The 16482-nt window shown below is 72.7% G+C and carries 15 protein-coding genes; 8 read left to right on the forward strand and 7 right to left on the reverse strand.

The window, feature by feature from the left end; translation table 11 throughout:
- Positions 1–3: 3 nt before the first annotated feature.
- Complete coding sequence (locus ABZ497_RS11945; RefSeq protein ID WP_359804475.1) at positions 4–216, reverse strand: hypothetical protein; 213 nt, start codon at positions 214–216, stop codon at positions 4–6.
- Positions 213–632: a hypothetical protein gene (locus ABZ497_RS11950; protein WP_359804476.1), complete on the reverse strand. Its 420-nt coding sequence runs from the start codon at positions 630–632 to the stop codon at positions 213–215. Before ABZ497_RS11950 ends, ABZ497_RS11945 begins: the two co-directional genes overlap by 4 nt.
- A 422-nt stretch (positions 633–1054) precedes the next feature.
- Here ABZ497_RS11950 and ABZ497_RS11955 point away from each other — a divergent pair, with 422 nt between their 5' ends.
- A complete protein-coding gene (locus ABZ497_RS11955) occupies positions 1055–1459 on the forward strand; it encodes a cytochrome C oxidase subunit I (protein ID WP_359804477.1) in 405 nt (134 codons plus the stop codon).
- 103 nt (positions 1460–1562) lie between these two features.
- On the opposite strand, the gene ABZ497_RS11960 is transcribed toward ABZ497_RS11955, so the two are convergent.
- Entirely contained in the window at positions 1563–3215 is a 1653-nt protein-coding gene (locus ABZ497_RS11960) for a cytochrome bc complex cytochrome b subunit (protein WP_359804478.1), read from the reverse strand.
- Between the two features lie 375 nt (positions 3216–3590).
- On the opposite strand from ABZ497_RS11960, the gene ABZ497_RS11965 reads away from it, so the two are divergent.
- From ABZ497_RS11965 to ABZ497_RS11990, 6 genes are all read left to right on the forward strand, one after another.
- Positions 3591–3998, forward strand: coding sequence for a hypothetical protein (locus tag ABZ497_RS11965; protein WP_359804479.1), 408 nt, complete (start codon positions 3591–3593; stop codon positions 3996–3998).
- Between the two features lie 582 nt (positions 3999–4580).
- Positions 4581–5675, forward strand: coding sequence for a substrate-binding domain-containing protein (locus ABZ497_RS11970; RefSeq protein ID WP_352292000.1), 1095 nt, complete (start codon positions 4581–4583; stop codon positions 5673–5675).
- A gap of 107 nt (positions 5676–5782) precedes the next feature.
- Positions 5783–6571 (forward strand): ATP-binding cassette domain-containing protein, encoded by a 789-nt coding sequence (locus ABZ497_RS11975; protein ID WP_329485943.1) that lies wholly within the window; start codon positions 5783–5785, stop codon positions 6569–6571.
- Positions 6568–7830, forward strand: a complete 1263-nt coding sequence (locus tag ABZ497_RS11980) for a sugar ABC transporter permease (protein ID WP_359804480.1) — start codon at positions 6568–6570, stop codon at positions 7828–7830. The genes ABZ497_RS11975 and ABZ497_RS11980 overlap by 4 nt, the downstream gene beginning before the upstream one ends.
- Positions 7831–8029: 199 nt before the next feature.
- Positions 8030–8266 carry a hypothetical protein gene (locus tag ABZ497_RS11985; protein WP_352292002.1) on the forward strand — a complete coding sequence of 79 codons (237 nt, stop codon included), beginning with the start codon at positions 8030–8032 and terminating at the stop codon, positions 8264–8266.
- A gap of 198 nt (positions 8267–8464) precedes the next feature.
- Positions 8465–9862 (forward strand): pyridoxal-phosphate dependent enzyme, encoded by a 1398-nt coding sequence (locus ABZ497_RS11990; protein ID WP_359804481.1) that lies wholly within the window; start codon positions 8465–8467, stop codon positions 9860–9862.
- 24 nt (positions 9863–9886) lie between these two features.
- Here the strand turns inward: ABZ497_RS11990 and ABZ497_RS11995 are convergent, their stop codons facing one another.
- The 4 genes from ABZ497_RS11995 to ABZ497_RS12010 form a co-directional block, all read right to left on the reverse strand.
- Entirely contained in the window at positions 9887–11353 is a 1467-nt protein-coding gene (locus ABZ497_RS11995) for a GH1 family beta-glucosidase (RefSeq protein ID WP_359804482.1), read from the reverse strand.
- Between the two features lie 86 nt (positions 11354–11439).
- Entirely contained in the window at positions 11440–12381 is a 942-nt protein-coding gene (locus ABZ497_RS12000) for a carbohydrate ABC transporter permease (protein ID WP_359804483.1), read from the reverse strand.
- Position 12382: 1 nt separating this feature from the next.
- Positions 12383–13282, reverse strand: coding sequence for a sugar ABC transporter permease (locus ABZ497_RS12005; protein WP_329492012.1), 900 nt, complete (start codon positions 13280–13282; stop codon positions 12383–12385).
- Positions 13283–13470: 188 nt separating this feature from the next.
- The gene (locus ABZ497_RS12010; protein ID WP_359804484.1) at positions 13471–14799 is read right to left on the reverse strand and encodes an extracellular solute-binding protein; all 1329 of its coding nucleotides are present in this window, start codon (positions 14797–14799) and stop codon (positions 13471–13473) included.
- Positions 14800–15396: 597 nt separating this feature from the next.
- Between ABZ497_RS12010 and ABZ497_RS12015 the strand changes: the two genes are divergently transcribed.
- A complete protein-coding gene (locus ABZ497_RS12015) occupies positions 15397–16458 on the forward strand; it encodes a LacI family DNA-binding transcriptional regulator (RefSeq protein ID WP_359804485.1) in 1062 nt (353 codons plus the stop codon).
- The last annotated feature ends 24 nt before the right edge of the window (positions 16459–16482 follow it).

The raw sequence follows: 16482 nt of genomic DNA on the forward strand, positions 1-16482 counted from the left end.
CGCTCAGGTGCCCGGGTTGATGGTGGAGATCGCGGCGACCACCGACAGCAGCGCCGCCATCGGTGCCGGCGCCGCCCAGAGCCGGACCGGCCGCAGCAGGTACGCCACCGGCCACTGCACCACGAGCAGGGGGCACCAGCACGTCCGCCGCCTGCCGGGCGAGTACCGGCTCGCCCCGCAGGCGGCGCCGGCGAGCGGCCGGGCGGTGGTCGTCACCCGTGCCGGCCGTCGGCCCCGCCGGGGCGCTCGGCCGGGCTCTGCCGGGGCCCGAAGGTGCTCTCCATGGTCCGGTTGGCGAGCGCCGGCGCCAGCGAGCCGAGGTTGAGCAGCAGGTCGAGGACGTCGTGCGCGTTGGCGGCGAGGCGCTGGGTCTGGTCGGCGGCGTCGCCGGTGGTGCTGCCGAGCAGACGGCTGCTGACGGCCTCGATCAGCTGGTGGGTGTTCTCCGAGACCCGGCGCACCAGGCGGTCGAACTCCTCCTGGTCGACGCGGTGTTCGCCGGTCAGCCGGTCGCCGGCGGCCTTGGCGTCGGTCAGCCCGGCGCACAGCTCGCGCTCCAGCACCGCGGCCGCCTCCATGACCGCCTGCGAGCCCTGCTCGCCCAACTCGTTGAACCGACCGGCATCGGGCATGGCTGACCTCCTGGTTCGGACCCCGGCGGGCCGGGGCAGGCCGGACCGGCGGTCGGGCAGAGCGCCGCCGTGATCGCTGATCGTACATGCCTGTGTGCGGAGCGTGTCCACCCGGTTTTCGGGGTGCGGGCGGGAGTGCTCGGGCGGGCCGCCGCTCCGGTCGTGCGGGCGTTCCGTGGGGCCGCCGTCGCACCGATCGGCCCAGCGCGGGCGGCCGGGCGGGCGCCCCGTGGTGCGGCCGGATCCGGCGAGTCGTCCCGCGGGCCGCCGTCGGTCACTGATAGTAGTTGCGTGGTTGCGGTGCGATCGACCGCCGGCTGCTGTCCTGGCCGGTGGAGCGTTCGGCCGACCCAATCGACTGGTGCGCGCCGCTGCCGCAGTGCTGCTCGCCGCGGTGCCCGGGTGCTGGACAAGGAGCGGTCATGGGTGGCAGAGAGCGCCCGCCGAGAGCGCGGACCCCTCGGCCTGGCAAGGGCGGCGGGCCGGCCCGGCCCCGGGTGGACGCACGGGTGGAGATCGCCCGGCTGGAGGGCTATCTGGCCTGGGAGGCCGAGGTGGCGGCGGCCGAGCGGGACGCCCAGGCGTTCGCGGGCCGGTTCCCCTGGCTGTCGCCCGCCGAACGGGAGGACCTCGAACGGGCCTACGCGGCCGACCGGTTGCGCTACGCCGAGGACGTCGTCGACCGGGCCGTGGAGCGGTGCCGCCAGCTGGCCGCGCGCTACCGCGGCGAGTGCCGGCGGATCTGCGCGCGCTGGGCGGCCGTCTGCCTCTCGGTGGCGCTCGCCGCGGCCCTGCTCGCGGTGGTGCCGGTCGCGCTGCGGGCCTGACCGGGGCGGCGGCCGCGCGCCGGAGCCCGCGGGGTGGCCGCACGCGACGGGCCCGCCACGCGCTGGACGGCGTGGCGGGCCCGGTCGTGCGGGGCGCGGGAGGTCAGTGGTGGCCGTGGCCGCTGGTGATCTCCTCGTGCTCCTGCGCGGTCGGCTTGGCGATCTGGCTGCCCCGGCCGAAGAAGCCGCGCGAGAGCTGGGCCCGGGTGCGGGTGAGCAGGCCGGCCCGGCGGACCACGCCGTTCTCGTCCACCTCGGCCGGCAGCTCCATCGGCTGCGGCTGCTCGTGCGAGGTGAGCGTGTACAGCCGCCCCTGCGGGAGCGGGGCGTGCACCTCGACGAACTCGCCGTGCTGCAGCCGGTTGATGACGCCGGTCTCGCGGCCGTGCAGCACCTTCTCCTTGTCGCGCCGCTGGAGGCCCAGGCACCAGCGCTTGGTGATCACGAAGACCACCACCGGGAGGACGAAGAAGCCGATCCGGACCGCGTTGGTGATGGCGTTGATCGACAGGTGGAAGTGGGTGGCGATGAGGTCGTTGCCGCCACCGATCAGCAGGATCACGTAGAGGCTGACCCAGGCGGCGCCGAAGCCGGTCCGCACGGGCGCGTTGCGCGGGCGGTCGGCGATGTGGTGCTCGCGCCGGTCGCCGGTGACCCAGGCCTCCAGGAACGGGTACGTCCAGATGGCGAAGAGCACCAGTGGGAAGATCATCAGAGGCACGAAGACGCCCATGTTGAGGGTGTGCCCCCAGAGGCCGATCTCCCAGCCCGGCATGATCCGGATCAGGCCCTCGGAGAAGCCCATGTACCAGTCGGGCTGGGCGTCCGTGGACACCTGGTCCGGCCGGTACGGGCCGTAGGCCCAGATCGGGTTGACGGTGGCGATCGCCGCCATCGCGCTGATGATGCCGAACACCAGGAAGAAGAAGCCGCCCGCCTTGGCCATGTAGACCGGCATCAGCGGCATGCCGACGACGTTCTCCTCCTTGCGGCCGGGCCCGGAGAACTGGGTGTGCTTGTGGTAGAAGACCAGGATCAGATGGGCCACCAGCAGGCCCAGCATGATCCCCGGGATCAGCAGGATGTGTACGGTGAACAGCCGGGGCACGATCACGAAGCCCGGGAACTGGCCGCCGTAGATGAAGAACTGCAGGTACGTGCCGACCAGCGGGACGGCCAGCACCGCGCCCTCCATGAACCGGATGCCGGTGCCGGAGAGCAGGTCGTCGGGCAGCGAGTAGCCCATGAAGCCGTCGAACATGCCGAGGAACAGCAGCAGCGCGCCGAAGATCCAGTTGATCTCGCGCGGCTTGCGGAACGCGCCGGTGAAGAAGACGCGCATCATGTGCACCAGCATCGCGGCGACGAACACGATCGCCGACCAGTGGTGGATCTGCCGGATCAGCAGACCGCCGCGGATGTCGAAGCTGATGTCGACCGTCGAGGCGTACGCCTCGGACATCCGGATGCCCCGGAGCGGGATGTACGAGCCCTCGTACGTCACCTCGGCCATCGACGGCTGGAAGAACAGGGTCAGCCAGACGCCGGTCAGGATGATGATGATGAAGGTGTACAAGCAGATCTCGCCGAGCATGAAGGACCAGTGGTCCGGGAAGATCTTGCGCAGGTTGGCCTTGGACAGGGCGTAGATGCCGAGCCGGCCGTCGGCCCAGTCGGCGAGGGCCTCGGCCTTGTTCGCGGGCGCCGAGCGCGTGCTGGTGACCGGTCCCGGGCGCGACTGGTGGTGGGCTCTCACGACGGGCTCCCCGGCGTCCGCTGCGTACCGTCCGGGGAGCCCGCCTGCGGAGCTGCCGGCCGGCGGAGTGATGTGATCATGGGACCTCTCGATACGGGGCCGCCGGGGTCGCCGGCGCGCGGATCCGCCGACCCGCTGGCCCCGTTGCTCAAAGTGATGGAGCGCTTACTCTGTCATGCTGTCGGCAGGGGGCCGACTGTGCACGTCCATCGGCCCGGACGGCCGCTCGTGTCGGCCCGTCCGGGGGTGTGCGTGCCGCTGACCGGCCGCTTTCGGGCCGGGAATGGTGCGCTCGGGTGCTGTTGCCGGGGAGCCGAACCGTTTCGGCGCGCGCCGTGCGCGGGGAGGGTGCGGTCCCCGGCCTACGCTGCGCCAATGGTGGATCACCGGGAACTCTACGAGGACGTGACAGCGGCCCTGGCCCGTGCCGGGTTCGACACCGAGCGGGGCCCCTCGGGGCCCTCGGGCCTGCGGATCGCGGAACTGCCCCAGGGCGTGCTGGTCGGCTGGTCGCCGGGCGCGGACCAGGACGCCGGGCAGGGCGCCGAGCCCGGCGGGGACGGCGCCGACGGGCCGGGCGACGCCGCGCCGCCGCCCGGCGAGGGCATCCGTACGGCGATGACCGGGGCGGTCGCCGCGGTGCTCCGGGAGTCCGGCTACCGGGTGGCCGAGGCCGGGCCGGGCGAGCTGCTGGTGACGGCCGGCCCCCGGGAGCGGGAGGAGGCGGTGCGGTCCGGCGGTGCGCCGGAGGCGGCCGCCGTGCCGGAGCAGTGGTGGGGCTGAGCGGGCGGGGCCCCGGCGGACCCGGGCCCCGGGTGGTGGGTGCCGTCCGCCGGTAGGCACCCCCTACGAGCACGTTCCCGAACACCGTGGACCCGTCGGACGATCACGTCCGGCGGGTCCACGGCGTTCCGGGGGTGCGCCGCGGCCGCCCCTCCTGTACCACGTTCGGGCGCCGGCGGGCCCGCACGGTGATCCCGGCCGCCGCCGACGGAACGTCAGATCCTCAAGCCTTCCGTCCTGTTGATCTAAGTCTTGAACGCACGAAGCACTTTGCTCTGTTCTTGTCAAGAGTGCAACGGTCAGGGGATCGGCGACCGGCCCTTTGGATTCGCGGATCGATTCTCACGTTCGCACCAGGTGGTGAACGTCGAAGCGAAACCATATGTCCGTTCTGTCATGTCCTGCCAGATTGATACTCGGAGGTTCCTCCAAGCTTCAATGACGAGTAGGCGTTCACGAAGATAACGAAAAGATCTGAATCGTGAGGGCTTGGATTTACTTATTGACGTCATATGCCGAAGACGGATTAACTCCTCCCACCCCGCCGCAGCGCTGCGGCACCGTCACGGAGGCACTCCCCACATGAACGCAACGATGCGTCGCGTCGTCATTGGCACCGCCGCGGTCTCGATGGCCCTTTCGATGGCCGCCTGCGGCAAGGCCGGCAGTGACAAGAAGGACTCCGCGAGCTCCGGGGACAGCAAGTCCATCGGCCTGCTGCTCCCCGAGAACGCCTCCTCCACCCGCTACGAGTCCTTCGACCGGCCGTTCATCGAGGCCAAGGTCAAGGCGCTCTGCTCGGACTGCAAGGTGCAGTACAGCAACGCCGAGGGCAGCGCCGCCAAGCAGAAGCAGCAGTTCGACACCCTGATCGCCCAGGGTGTGAAGGTGATCATCCTGGACGCCTTCGACGCCAAGTCCACCCAGTCCTGGGTGAAGGAGGCGGCCGGCAAGGGCGTCAAGGTCATCGCCTACGACCGGCTCGCCACCGGCCCGGTCTCGGCCTACGTCTCCTTCGACAACGAGAAGGTCGGCGAGCTGCAGGGCCAGGCGCTGGTCGACGCGCTCGGCGCCAAGGCGGCCGACGCCAACATCATCATGATCAACGGTGACGAGGCCGACCCCAACGCCGCGCAGTTCAAGTCGGGCGCGCACAAGGTGCTCGACGGCAAGGTCAAGAAGGTGGTCTACGAGCAGTCCGGCGAGTGGAAGCCCACCGTCGCCGGCCAGAAGACCGGTGCCGCCATCACCCAGCTGGGCAAGGACGGCTTCCAGGCCGTCTACTCCGCCAACGACGGCATGGCGGGCGCCATCATCACCCAGCTGAAGGCCGCGGGCGTCAGCGTCCCGGTCGGCGGTCAGGACGCCGGCCTCGACGCCGTCCAGCGGATCGTCGCCGGGGACCAGGCCTACACCATCTACAAGGCCTACAAGCCGCTCGCCGACAGCGCCGCCGAGCTGGCCGTGAACCTCCTGCAGGGCAAGGACCTCAAGGCCGCGGCGCCGTCCACGGTGGACAGCGACACGGACAAGGGCATCCCGGCCAAGCTGCTGGAGCCCAAGGTCGTCACCAAGGCCAACATCAACGACACCGTCATCGCCGACGGCCTGTACAAGGCCGCCGACATCTGCACCGCGGACTTCGCCGCCGCCTGCACCACCGCCGGCGTCAAGTAGCGCGCCCGCCGGGCTCGAAGGCCACGGCGCTCCCCGTACCGCCCGGGGAGCGCCGGCCCTCCTGCCCGCAGGAACCCCACCCCACCCCACGCACTACCCCGCAGGAGATGGTTCACGTGACAGGCGCACCCGTACTGGCGCTGCGCGCGGTCTCCAAGCGCTTCGGCGCTGTCCAGGCACTCACCGATGTCGACCTCGACGTCCACGCCGGCGAAGTCGTCGCGCTGGTCGGCGACAACGGCGCCGGCAAGTCCACCCTGGTCAAGACGATCGCAGGAGTTCACCCGATCGACGAGGGTGAGATCACCTGGGACGGGCGCCCGGTCCGGGTCACCCGCCCCCAGGAGGCCCAGGCACTCGGCATCGCCACCGTGTACCAGGACCTCGCGCTCTGCGACAACCTCGACGTCGTCGCCAACCTCTTCCTGGGCCGCGAGCTGCGCCGCTTCGGCACGCTGGACGAGGTCGCCATGGAGCGGCGCGCCAAGGAACTGCTGGACACGCTCTCGATCCGGATCCCCAGCGTGCGGATCCCGATCGCCGCGCTCTCCGGCGGCCAGCGCCAGGTCGTGGCGATCGCCCGCGCCCTCGTCGGCGACCCGAGGATCGTGATCCTCGACGAGCCGACCGCGGCCCTCGGCGTCGAGCAGACCGCGCAGGTCCTCGACCTGGTCGAGCGGCTGCGCCAGCGCGGCCTCGGCGTGATCCTGATCAGCCACAACATGGCGGACGTACGGGCGGTCGCCGACACCGTCGCCGTCCTGCGCCTGGGCCGCAACAACGGGGTCTTCCCGGTCGCCGGCACCTCGCCCGAGGAGATCATCTCCGCCATCACCGGCGCCACCGACAACGCCGTCACCCGGCGTCAGGCACGTATCGCGGAGGAAGCGAAGTGAGCACCAGCCAGACCACCCCCACCAACGCCCCGACACCGGTGGCCGACCCGCGCCTGCTGGTCCGCCAGGGCGGCGTCGCGGGCTACGTGGAGGAGTTCCGCCGCAAGATCAAGAGCGGGGACCTCGGCTCGCTGCCCGTCGTCATCGGCCTGGTCCTGATCGCGGTCATCTTCCAGAGCGTCACCGGCCACTTCCTCCAGGCCGACAACCTGACCAACATCACCAAGTGGATCGCCGGTCCCGGCCTGATCGCCGTCGGTGTCGTCTTCGTCCTGCTGCTCGGCGAGATCGACCTCTCGCTGGGCTCCATCGCGGGCGTCACCTCGGCCATCACCTCCGTCCTGGCGGTCCGTCAGGGCCTCAACGAGGGCCTGGCGATCCTGCTCGCCCTCGTCGCGGCGGTGGCCATGGGCGCCCTGCACGGCTTCTTCTTCGCCAGGATCGGCGTCCCCGCCTTCGTCGTCACCCTGGCCGGCATGCTCGCCTGGAGCGGTCTGCAGGACTACGTCCTCGGCAAGCTCGGCACCGTCAACAACATCAACGACGGCGTCGTCGCCAACCTGGACACCTACTTCCTGGGCGACGGCGACATCGCCTTCGCCTGGCTGGCGGCCGTCCTCGCGATCGTGCTGTTCCTCGGCGGCCAGCTCCTGGACGCCCGCCGCCGCACCACCGCCGGACTGCCCGCCCGCACCACCGGCGAGATAGCGCTGCGCACCGGCGCCCTCGCGGTGCTCGCCCTGGCCGGCGCCTACACCCTCAACCAGGACAGCGGCCTGCCGCTGCCGCTGGTCATCCTGCTCGGCGTCGTCGTGCTGACCGACTTCGTGCTGCGCCGCACCTCCTACGGCCGGCAGATCTTCGCCGTCGGCGGTGGCATCGAGGCCGCCCGCCGCGCGGGCATCAACGTCGCCTGGGTCCGCATCTCGGTCTTCATGATCTCGGCCGGCCTGGCCGGTCTCGGCGGCCTGTTCATCGCCTCCCAGCAGGGCTCGGCGGACAAGACGCTGGGCAGCGGCAACGTGCTGATGAGCGCCATCGCGGCCGCCGTCATCGGTGGCACCAGCCTCTTCGGCGGGCGCGGCAAGACCTGGTCGGCGCTGCTCGGCATCCTGGTCATCCAGTCCATCACCACGGGCCTGGACATGGTGCACGCCGCCCAGGCGATCCAGTACATGATCACCGGCGCCGTGCTGCTGGCCGCCGTCGTCCTGGACTCGGTCTCCCGTCGCACGCAGAAGTCCTCGGGCCGCGGCTGACCACCGCCCCTCGAACGGCCCGGTACCCACCCCCACGGGTACCGGGCCTCCGGCGTTACCGGGCCCGGGCGGGCGCCGGACGGGCCGGGGCGCGGGACGTTCGTCCCTCCCGTCCGGGTCGGCCGCCCCGCACCCTGGAAGTGGAGCGCCGGCCCGTGGAGGCCGGCAGCACGCACCGAGAGAGGGAAACGCGGCCTTCATGTCCGACGAGCTGATCGTGCACCGCATGGTGGACGCCTTCTTCACCCACTGCCACGACTGTGACGAGCCGCGCGACCCGAACTGCCACACCCGGGCGCACTGGCGCCTGTACCTGGACCTCGATCCGGAGACCGTCGGGCGGATCCGGCACTGGCTGCTGGACCCGGCGAACCCCACCGGCACCGTCGCCGACCGCGCCGTCCTGCTGAACTGGCTCGACACCCAGGAGGCGTGACCCGCCCGGCCGGGCCCATCCGCCCGGCCCGCTGACCTGGCCCGGTCCTCTTGCGCCGGGTCCTCTCGCGCCGGGTCCTCTTGCGTCGGGCGATCGTGCGGTGAAAGCCTTTCGTCCCAGCGGTCGCAGGCGTTCGCCCGGGGCCGTGGCGTACGCGGCAGTGGCCGCGCGCGGCGGGGTACCGGGGCAAGGAGTCGCATGACGGTTCACGAATCGGTGGTCGACGCGATCGGCGGGACGCCGCTGTTCCGGCTGGCCCGGCTCGGCGCCGGCCTCGCGACCCCCGTCTACGCCAAGGCCGAGTTCCTCAGCATCGGCGGGAGCGTGAAGGACCGCGCCGCGCTGTCGATGGTCCTGGCGGCCGAGCGGGACGGCCTGCTCCGGCCCGGTGGGACGATCATCGAGGCGACCTCCGGCAACACCGGGATCGGCCTCACCATCGTCGGCCGCCGGCGCGGCTACCGGGTGATCGCCTGCGTGGCCGACCGGTCCGCCGTCGAGAAGTCGGACATCCTGCGGGCGTACGGCGCCGAGGTGGTGCTCGCCCCGACCACGCTGCCGGCCGAGCACCCGGACCACCTGTTCAACGTGGTGCGCCGGCTCGCCGAGGAGATCCCCGGCGCCTGGCTGGCCAACCAGTACGACAACCCCGCCAACCCCGACGCGCACGTGCGGACCACCGGTCCGGAGCTCTGGGAGCAGACCGGGGGCCGGGTGACCCACTTCGTCGCGGGGGTCGGCACCGGCGGCACGATCAGCGGCACCGGCGCCTTCCTCAAGAAGGCCTCCGGCGGCGGCGTCACGGTGGTCGGCGCGGACCCGGAGTCCTCCCGCTACGGCGGTGGCGACGGCAGCCCCTACTTCGTCGACAGCATCGGCCACTTCCTGCACCCCGGCACGGCGGAGGACCGCTGGCCGGAGTCCTACCACCGCGAGGTCGTCGACCACGTCGAGCGGATCCCGGACCGCGAGTCCCTGCTGACCGCACGGCGGCTGGCCCGTGAGGAGGGACTGCTGGCCGGCCCCTCCTCGGGCACGGCGGTGGCCGCCGCGCTCCGGGTCGCGCGCGGACTCGGCCCCGACGACCTCGTCGTGGTGCTGCTGCCCGACTCCGGCCGGTCCTACCTCTCCAAGCTGTACAGCGACGACTGGCTGCGCCGGTGGGGGTTCCTGGAGGAGCCGCGGGGCGCCGACCACACCGGGCCGACCGTCCGGTCCGTGCTGGACGGTCGGCCCGGCGGGCCGGTCACGGTCGCCGCGGACGCCTCGGTGGCCGACGCCCTGGCCGTGCTGCGCGAGGTGCCCGGCGGCGTCGCGCCGGTGGTGCTGGCCCGGCCGGAGCGCCCGTACGGGGTCAGCGCCACCGAGGTGCTCGGCTCCCTCTCCTCGGCGGCCGTCGAGCGAGCGGTCACCGAGGGCCGCGCCGCGCCGGACGGCCCGGTCACCGCCCTGCTGGGCCCCGCCCTGCCGACGGTCGGCGTCGGCCAGTCGCTCGCCGAGGCCCGGGAGTCGCTCGGGCCCGGCCAGGAGGCCGCGCTCGTCCTGGTCGACGGCCGGGCCGTCGCACTGGTGCGGCGCGACGAGCTGGCCGGCTGAGGCCCGGGGCATCCGGCCCCTCGCTCAGTCGATCCCGCCCCGGCGGATCACCTCCGCGTACCAGTGGGCGCTGGCCTTCGGGGTGCGGGCGAGCGTGTCGTAGTCCACGTGGACGGCGCCGAAGCGCTTGGCGTAGCCGTAGGCCCACTCGAAGTTGTCGAGCAGCGACCAGAGGTAGTAGCCGCGCACGTCGGCGCCGGCTTCGAGGGCGTGGTGGACGGCGGCGAGGTGGGCGCGGATGTAGGCGATCCGCCGGGGGTCGTCGACGCTGCCGTCGGGGCCGACCACGTCCTCGAAGGCGGCGCCGTTCTCGGTGACGAGGAGCGGCAGCCCGTGCTCCCGGTGCAGCGCGGTCAGCAGCTCGGTCAGGCCGGTCGGGTCGATCGGCCACCCCATGGCGGTGAGTTCGCCGGGCGCGCGGTGGAAGGTGACGTCGTCGGCGCCCGGCCAGGGGGAGTGCGGGCTCGCGCCGTGGCCGTCGTGGCGGGCCGTCGCGGCCTCGCCGTCGCGGGCGGCGGAGACCACCGTCGGCGTGTAGTAGTTCAGCCCGAGCAGGTCGATGGGCCGGGAGATCTCGGCGAGGTCGCCGTCGCGCACCAGGTCCGCCCAGTCGACCAGGTGGGCGGTGTCGGCCAGCAGGTCGTCCGGGTAGGCGCCGGCGAACATCGGACCGGTGAAGATCCGGTTGCCCACCGCGTCGATGCGCCGGGCCGCGGCGAGGTCGTCGGAGTGGCCGGTGAGCGGGCGGACGGCGTGCAGGTTGAGCGAGACGGCGATCTCGGCGGTCGAGGGCAGGGCGGCGCGCAGGGCGCCGACGGCGAGGCCGTGCCCGAGGTTGAGGTGGTGGGCGGCGCGGAGCGCGTCGGCCGGGCTGGTGCGGCCGGGTGCGTGGACGCCGGAGCCGTAGCCGAGGAAGGCGCTGCACCAGGGTTCGTTGAGGGTCACCCAGGTGTCGATCCGGTCGCCCAGGGCCTGCGCCGCGAGGGCCGCGTACTCGGCGAAGCGCTCGGCGCTCTCGCGCACCGGCCAGCCGCCGGCGTCCTCCAGGTGCTGCGGGAGGTCCCAGTGGTAGAGGGTGGCGACCGGCCGGATGCCGTGCTCCGCGAGCTCGTCGGCCAGGGCCCGGTAGAAGTCCAGGCCGCTCTCCAGGGCGGGGCCGCGGCCGGTGGGCTGGATCCGTGGCCAGGAGAGCGAGAACCGGTAGGAGGTGAGGCCGAGCCGGGCCATCAGCCGGACGTCCTCGCGGAACCGGTGGTAGTGGTCGACCGCCACGTCGCCGGTCTGCCCGCCGGCGGTCCGACCGGGGGTGTGGCTGAAGGTGTCCCAGATCGACGGCGTCCGGCCGCCCTCGGCGGGGGCGCCCTCGATCTGGTAGGCGGCGGTGGCGGCGCCCCAGCGGAAGCCGGGCGGGAAGGCCCGGGCGGGGGGTTCGGCCGCGGTGCGGGCGGCGGGGACGGCATCGGTGTGGGCGGGCGGCACGGTGGAGGTCATGGCGGGGATGCTCCCGGGAGGTGGTGGGCGGGGCGGGGGTCAGCGCTCGACGGCGGTTCAGCTCTTGACGGCGGCATGGGGCGGGTTCAGCTCTTGACGGCGCCGGCGGTGATGCCCCCGACGATGTGCCGGCCCAGCACGGCGAAGAGCAGCAGCAGCGGCAGCGTGCCGACCAGGGCGCCGGTCATGATGACCGCCTGGTTGACTTCGTAGGCGCTGCCGCCGCCGATGGCGGACAACGCGACCTGGACGGTCGGGTTCTGCTGGGTCAGGACGACGAAGGGCCAGAAGAAGTCGTTCCAGGACTGCACGAAGACCAGCATTCCCAGCACGGCCATCGCCGGCCGGGCCACCGGCAGCACGACGTGCCAGACGATCCGCAGACTGTGCGCGCCGTCCACCCGGGCCGCCTCGATCAGCTCCACCGGCAGCGCCTCGGCGAGGTACTGCCGCATGAAGAACACCCCGAAGGCGGCCACCAGGGAGGGGAGTACGACGGCCTTCAGCTGGTTGCCCCAGCCCAGGTCGGTGATGATCCGGTAGAGCGGGATCACGCTGAGCTGCGGGGGGATGGTCATGGTGGCGACGACGACGGTCAGCAGGGCGCCCCGGCCGCGGAACGCCAGCTTGGCGAAGGCGAACCCGGCCAGGGTGGAGAACGCGACCGTGCTCAGTGCGACGCAGCCCGCCACGACCGTGGAGTTGAGCAGCGCCCGGCCGAGGTCGGCCTGCTCCCAGGCGGTGGTGATGTTGGTCCACAGCGATCCGCCGGGCAGCAGCGGCGGCGGTGCCTGGGCCACCCGCTCCCCGGTGGAGGAGGCGGCGACGAAGGTCCAGTACAGGGGGAACAGCGAGAGCACGGCGGCGGCCACCAGGACGGCGTAGGTCAGCGGCCCGGCCTTGTCCTGCTCCCCGGCACCGGGCCGCAGCCGGCGCCGGACGGCGCGCAGCGCGCCCGCGAGCCGGCCGGGGGCACGGCCGGCGGTGGACGGCCGCGCCGTCGGGGTGGGTTCGAGGGTGGTGGTCATCTCAGCGCCCCTGTCCGGCACGGCCCCGGCGGGCGAGCAGCAGTTGGACGGCGCCGATCAGCAACAGGATCAGCAGCATCGTCCAGGCGACGGCCGACGCACGGCCCAACTGACGGCTCGGCCAGCCGAGTTCGTACATGTAGAGGCTCAAGGTCTGGAACTGGTGGGCCGATCCGCCGCTGACCCCGACACCGCCGCCGAAGAGCAGCGGCTCGCCGAACAGCTGGGTGGCCCCGATGGTCGAGACGATCACCGTGAACAGGATGGTGGGCCGGATGGACGGCACGGTGATCCGGGTGAACTGCTGCCAGCGGGAGGCGCCGTCCAGGCTCGCGGCCTCGTAGAGGTCCTTCGGGACGGCCTGCATCGCGGCCAGGTAGATCAGCGCGTTGTAGCCCGTCCAGCGCCAGGTGACGATGGTGGCGACGGCGATCTGGGCGGGCCAGGTGTCGGCGTACCAGTCCGTCCGGCCGACCCCCACCAGCGAGAGCAGCCAGTTGACCAACCCGTAGTCGGGGTTGAACAGTTGGACGAAGACCAGGGTGGCCGCCGCGATCGAGGTGGCGTACGGCGCCAGGACCGCCACCCGCAGGAAGCCGCGGCCGCGCAGCCGGTAGTTGAGCAGGTGCGCCAGCCCGAGCGCCATCAGCAGCTGCGGCACGGTGGACAGCACCCCGATGGTGAAGGTGTTGAGCAGCGCGGTGCGGAACTGCTCCGTGCCCCAGAGCCGGGTGTAGTTGCCCAGCCCGCGCCACTCCATCACCCCCGGGTCGAGCAGGTCGACCCGGTGCAGCGAGAGCCAGCCGGTCCACAGCAGGGGGAACAGGCCGAAGGCCGCGAAGCAGAGGAAGAAGGGCGCGATGTACGCGTAGGGCGAGGCCTTGAGGTCGAGTCGGTGCAGGCGCGAGCGCCAGCTGGGGGGCGGCGCGGCGGGGCCGGAGCGGCGCCCTGCGGGCGCGGGCCGGGGCGGGCCGCTGTCCGTCGCGGGCCGGTGGGTGGTGGCCACGGGGGAGTCCTTCCAGGGGTGGCGGGCCGGGCCGGGCCGGGCCGCGGACGGGCCCGGCACCGGAACGGCCGGAGGGGTGGTGCTCAGCCGTTGACCTTGTCGTCGATCAGCTTGGTGACGTTGGTCCAGGCCTTGGCCGGGTCGGTGCCGTGCTGCTCGATGTCGAGGATCCCGTTGTCCGTGATGACGGTCTTGACCGTGCCGTCCTGCTCACCGATCGGTGCCGGCGCGATGTTCTGTGCGGTGGCGGCGAAGATCTTCCCGGTCGGGGTGGTGCCGAAGTAGTCCAAGGTGGCGTTCTGGACGGCGGGTTGAGCCAGCGCCGCGGTGGTCGACGGCAGATTGCCGACCTTGGCGAAGACCTTGGCCTGCTGCTCGGGCGCGGTCAGCCAGGCGGCCAGCGCGGCGGCTTCCTTCTGGTGCTTGCCGGCCTTGGGCACCGTGAGGAAGGCGCCGCCCCAGTTGGAGGCCACCGGGGCCTGCGCGATGTCCCACTTGCCCTTGCCCGGGTCGCCGGAGTACTTGCTGATGATGCCGGTCATCCAGGACGGGCAGACCACGGTGGCGAACCGGGCGTTGCTGAAGGCGGTGTTCCAGTCGTCCTGGAACTGCCGCAGACCGGCGCTGATACCGGCGCGGGACGCGTCCACGGCGGTCGTCCAGGCCTTCTTCACCCCGGGACTGTCCCGGTAGACGAGCTTGCCGGAGGCGTCCGAGTACTGCTGGGACTCCGCGGAGAGGGCCGCGTTGAAGAGGCCGCTCGCCGAGTCGGTGAAGAAGGTGCCTGCCGGGGCCTTGGCCTGGTACTGCTTACCGGCCTCGACGAACTTCGCCCAGTCCCCGCTCCACAGCTTGCCCACGGCCTCGCGGTCGGCCGGCAGTCCGGCCTGCTCGAAGAGGTCCTTGCGGTAGCAGACGGCCATCGGGCCGATGTCGGTGCCCAGGCCGATCAGGGCGCCCTTGGCGGTGGTGGCCTGCTTGGCCTTCCACGGCAGCCACGCGTCGGCCCGGACGCCCTCCGCCTTGGAGAGGTCGGTGAACTTGTCGCCGAGCGTGCCGGTGGCCTGCGCGATGTAGCCGACCTCGACGGCCTGGATGTCGTTGAGGCCGCTGCCGGAGGCCAGGTGGGTGGCCAGGGCGTCCCAGTACTTCTGACCGTCCTGGACGGTCTCGTACCGGATGGTGATCGAGGGGTGGGCGGCCATGTACTCGTCGTACAGGCCGGCTTCGCGGTAGCCGAAGGTGCCGAAGTCGCCGACGGAGAGCGTGACTTTGCCACCGCCGTCGGCGGCCGCGCCGGTGGCGGGATCGGCGTCGGAGCCGCCGGCGCAGCCGGTGAGCAGGAGGGCCGAGAGGGTCAGTGCGGTGGTGACGGGGACGGCCCGGCGGCGTGCGCGGGTGGTGGGACGCATGGGGGTTCTCCTCGGTGCCTGTGCGTGGTGGGTGTGGCGGGTGTCTGGTGTCCGGTGCTCCCGGGTGGCCGGGTGGCCGGGTGGCCGGGTGGCCGGGTGGCCGGTGCTCCCGGGGGCCGGGTGCGGGTTTGCTCGGGCTTCGGCTCGGGTCCTCTGGTTCCGGCTCGGACTTGGGTTCCGGCTCGGGCTCTGGTTCCGGCAGTACTCGGCGGACGCGTGCGTGGTGCCCGGCCGGGGTTGATCAGTCAGTGATCCGGCGGCCAATTCGGCTCACTGGCGAGCTTGTTGATCGAGCGTCGGACAGCCCCTCCGGTTTCGGTCGGGCGTCGGAGGCTGGCCCCGGTGGCGGCGGGCCGCTAGGGTGGGCGCACTGTCGTGGGAGCGCTCCCAAGCACTAGGGGAAGGTTGCTGGGTGATCGGGTCGGGTGTCAAGGCGGATCGCGCCATCCGTTGCGGGAACGTGTCCTGCGGCGGGCGGCCCACCGGGCCGGCACCTGCCCCCTCGCGCCCGCGCCGCGCCCCGGTGGAGGAGGATGGTCTCCGGGGCGCCCGCCCGGCGTTGGCGGCCCCCGTGGCGAGGTCTTGGAGAGGTGGACGATGGCACAGGCGGCGAGTGGGACGGCCGGCGCGTCGGGCAGTGGGTCACGGGGCTCGGCACGGCCGACCCTGGAGGAGGTGGCCGCCCTCGCCGGCGTGGGCCGCGGCACGGTCTCCCGGGTGGTCAACGGCTCGCCCCGGGTGAGCGACAAGGCCCGGGAGGCGGTCCAGGCCGCGATCGCCGAACTCGGCTACGTGCCGAACCGGGCGGCGCGGGCCCTGGTCACCTCCCGGACGGACGCCGTCGCCCTGGTCGTCCCGGAGGCGGAGACCAGGCTCTTCTCCGAGCCCTACTTCTCCGACATCATCAGCGGCGTCGCGGCCGAACTCAGCGAGACCGACATGCAGTTGCTGCTGATCCTGGTCCGCAACCAGCGCGAGCGCGACCGGCTGGCCGCGTACCTGTCGGCCCAGCGGGTGGACGGCGTGCTGCTCGTCGCGGTGCACCGGGACGACCCGCTGCCCGGCCTGCTGGAGAGCCTGGAGATCCCGTCGGTGCTGGCCGGCCGGCGCAACGACCACGAGGTCCTCAGCTATGTCCACGCCGACAACGCCGGCGGGGCGCGGATGGCCGTCCGGCACCTGCTGCGGCGCGGCTGCGGCCGGGTGGCCACCATCACCGGCCCGCTGGACATGGAGGTGGCGCTGGCCCGCCTGGACGGCTACCGCCGGGCCCTGGAGGAGGCCGGGCAGACGTACGAGGAGGACCTCGTCGGTCTGGCCGACTTCACCGAGGAGGGCGGCCGGCAGGCGATGCGGGCGCTGCTGGAGCGGCGGCCCGACCTCGACGCGGTGTTCTGCGCCTCGGACGTGATGGCCGCCGGGGCCATGCAGGTGCTCCGGGCGGCCGGCCGGCGGATCCCGGACCAGGTCGCGGTGATCGGGTTCGACGACTCGATCGTGGCCCGGCACACCGAACCGGCGATGACCAGCGTCCGCCAGCCGATCGAGGAGATGGGGCGCACGATGGCCCGGCTGCTCCTGGAGGAGATCGCCGGACGGCACCGGGGCAGCCGGCAGGTGGTGCTGGCGACCGAGCTGGTGGTCCGCGACTCGGCCTGACGGGGGCCTGCCGCGTCCCCGGTG

The sequence above is a fragment of the Kitasatospora sp. NPDC005751 genome (assembly GCF_040630835.1).
Lineage (GTDB): Bacteria > Actinomycetota > Actinomycetes > Streptomycetales > Streptomycetaceae > Kitasatospora.

Coding starts and splice junctions, on each gene's coding strand:
- ABZ497_RS11970 (WP_352292000.1), top strand. CDS start 4,581: ATGAACGCAACGATGCGTCGCGTCGTCATTGGCACCGCCGCGGTCTCG.
- ABZ497_RS11985 (WP_352292002.1), top strand. CDS start 8,030: ATGTCCGACGAGCTGATCGTGCACCGCATGGTGGACGCCTTCTTCACC.
- ABZ497_RS12010 (WP_359804484.1), bottom strand. CDS start 14,799: ATGCGTCCCACCACCCGCGCACGCCGCCGGGCCGTCCCCGTCACCACC.
- ABZ497_RS11995 (WP_359804482.1), bottom strand. CDS start 11,353: ATGACCTCCACCGTGCCGCCCGCCCACACCGATGCCGTCCCCGCCGCC.
- ABZ497_RS12015 (WP_359804485.1), top strand. CDS start 15,397: ATGGCACAGGCGGCGAGTGGGACGGCCGGCGCGTCGGGCAGTGGGTCA.
- ABZ497_RS11965 (WP_359804479.1), top strand. CDS start 3,591: ATGGTGGATCACCGGGAACTCTACGAGGACGTGACAGCGGCCCTGGCC.
- ABZ497_RS12000 (WP_359804483.1), bottom strand. CDS start 12,381: ATGACCACCACCCTCGAACCCACCCCGACGGCGCGGCCGTCCACCGCC.
- ABZ497_RS11955 (WP_359804477.1), top strand. CDS start 1,055: ATGGGTGGCAGAGAGCGCCCGCCGAGAGCGCGGACCCCTCGGCCTGGC.
- ABZ497_RS11950 (WP_359804476.1), bottom strand. CDS start 632: ATGCCCGATGCCGGTCGGTTCAACGAGTTGGGCGAGCAGGGCTCGCAG.
- ABZ497_RS11975 (WP_329485943.1), top strand. CDS start 5,783: ATGGTTCACGTGACAGGCGCACCCGTACTGGCGCTGCGCGCGGTCTCC.
- ABZ497_RS11990 (WP_359804481.1), top strand. CDS start 8,465: ATGACGGTTCACGAATCGGTGGTCGACGCGATCGGCGGGACGCCGCTG.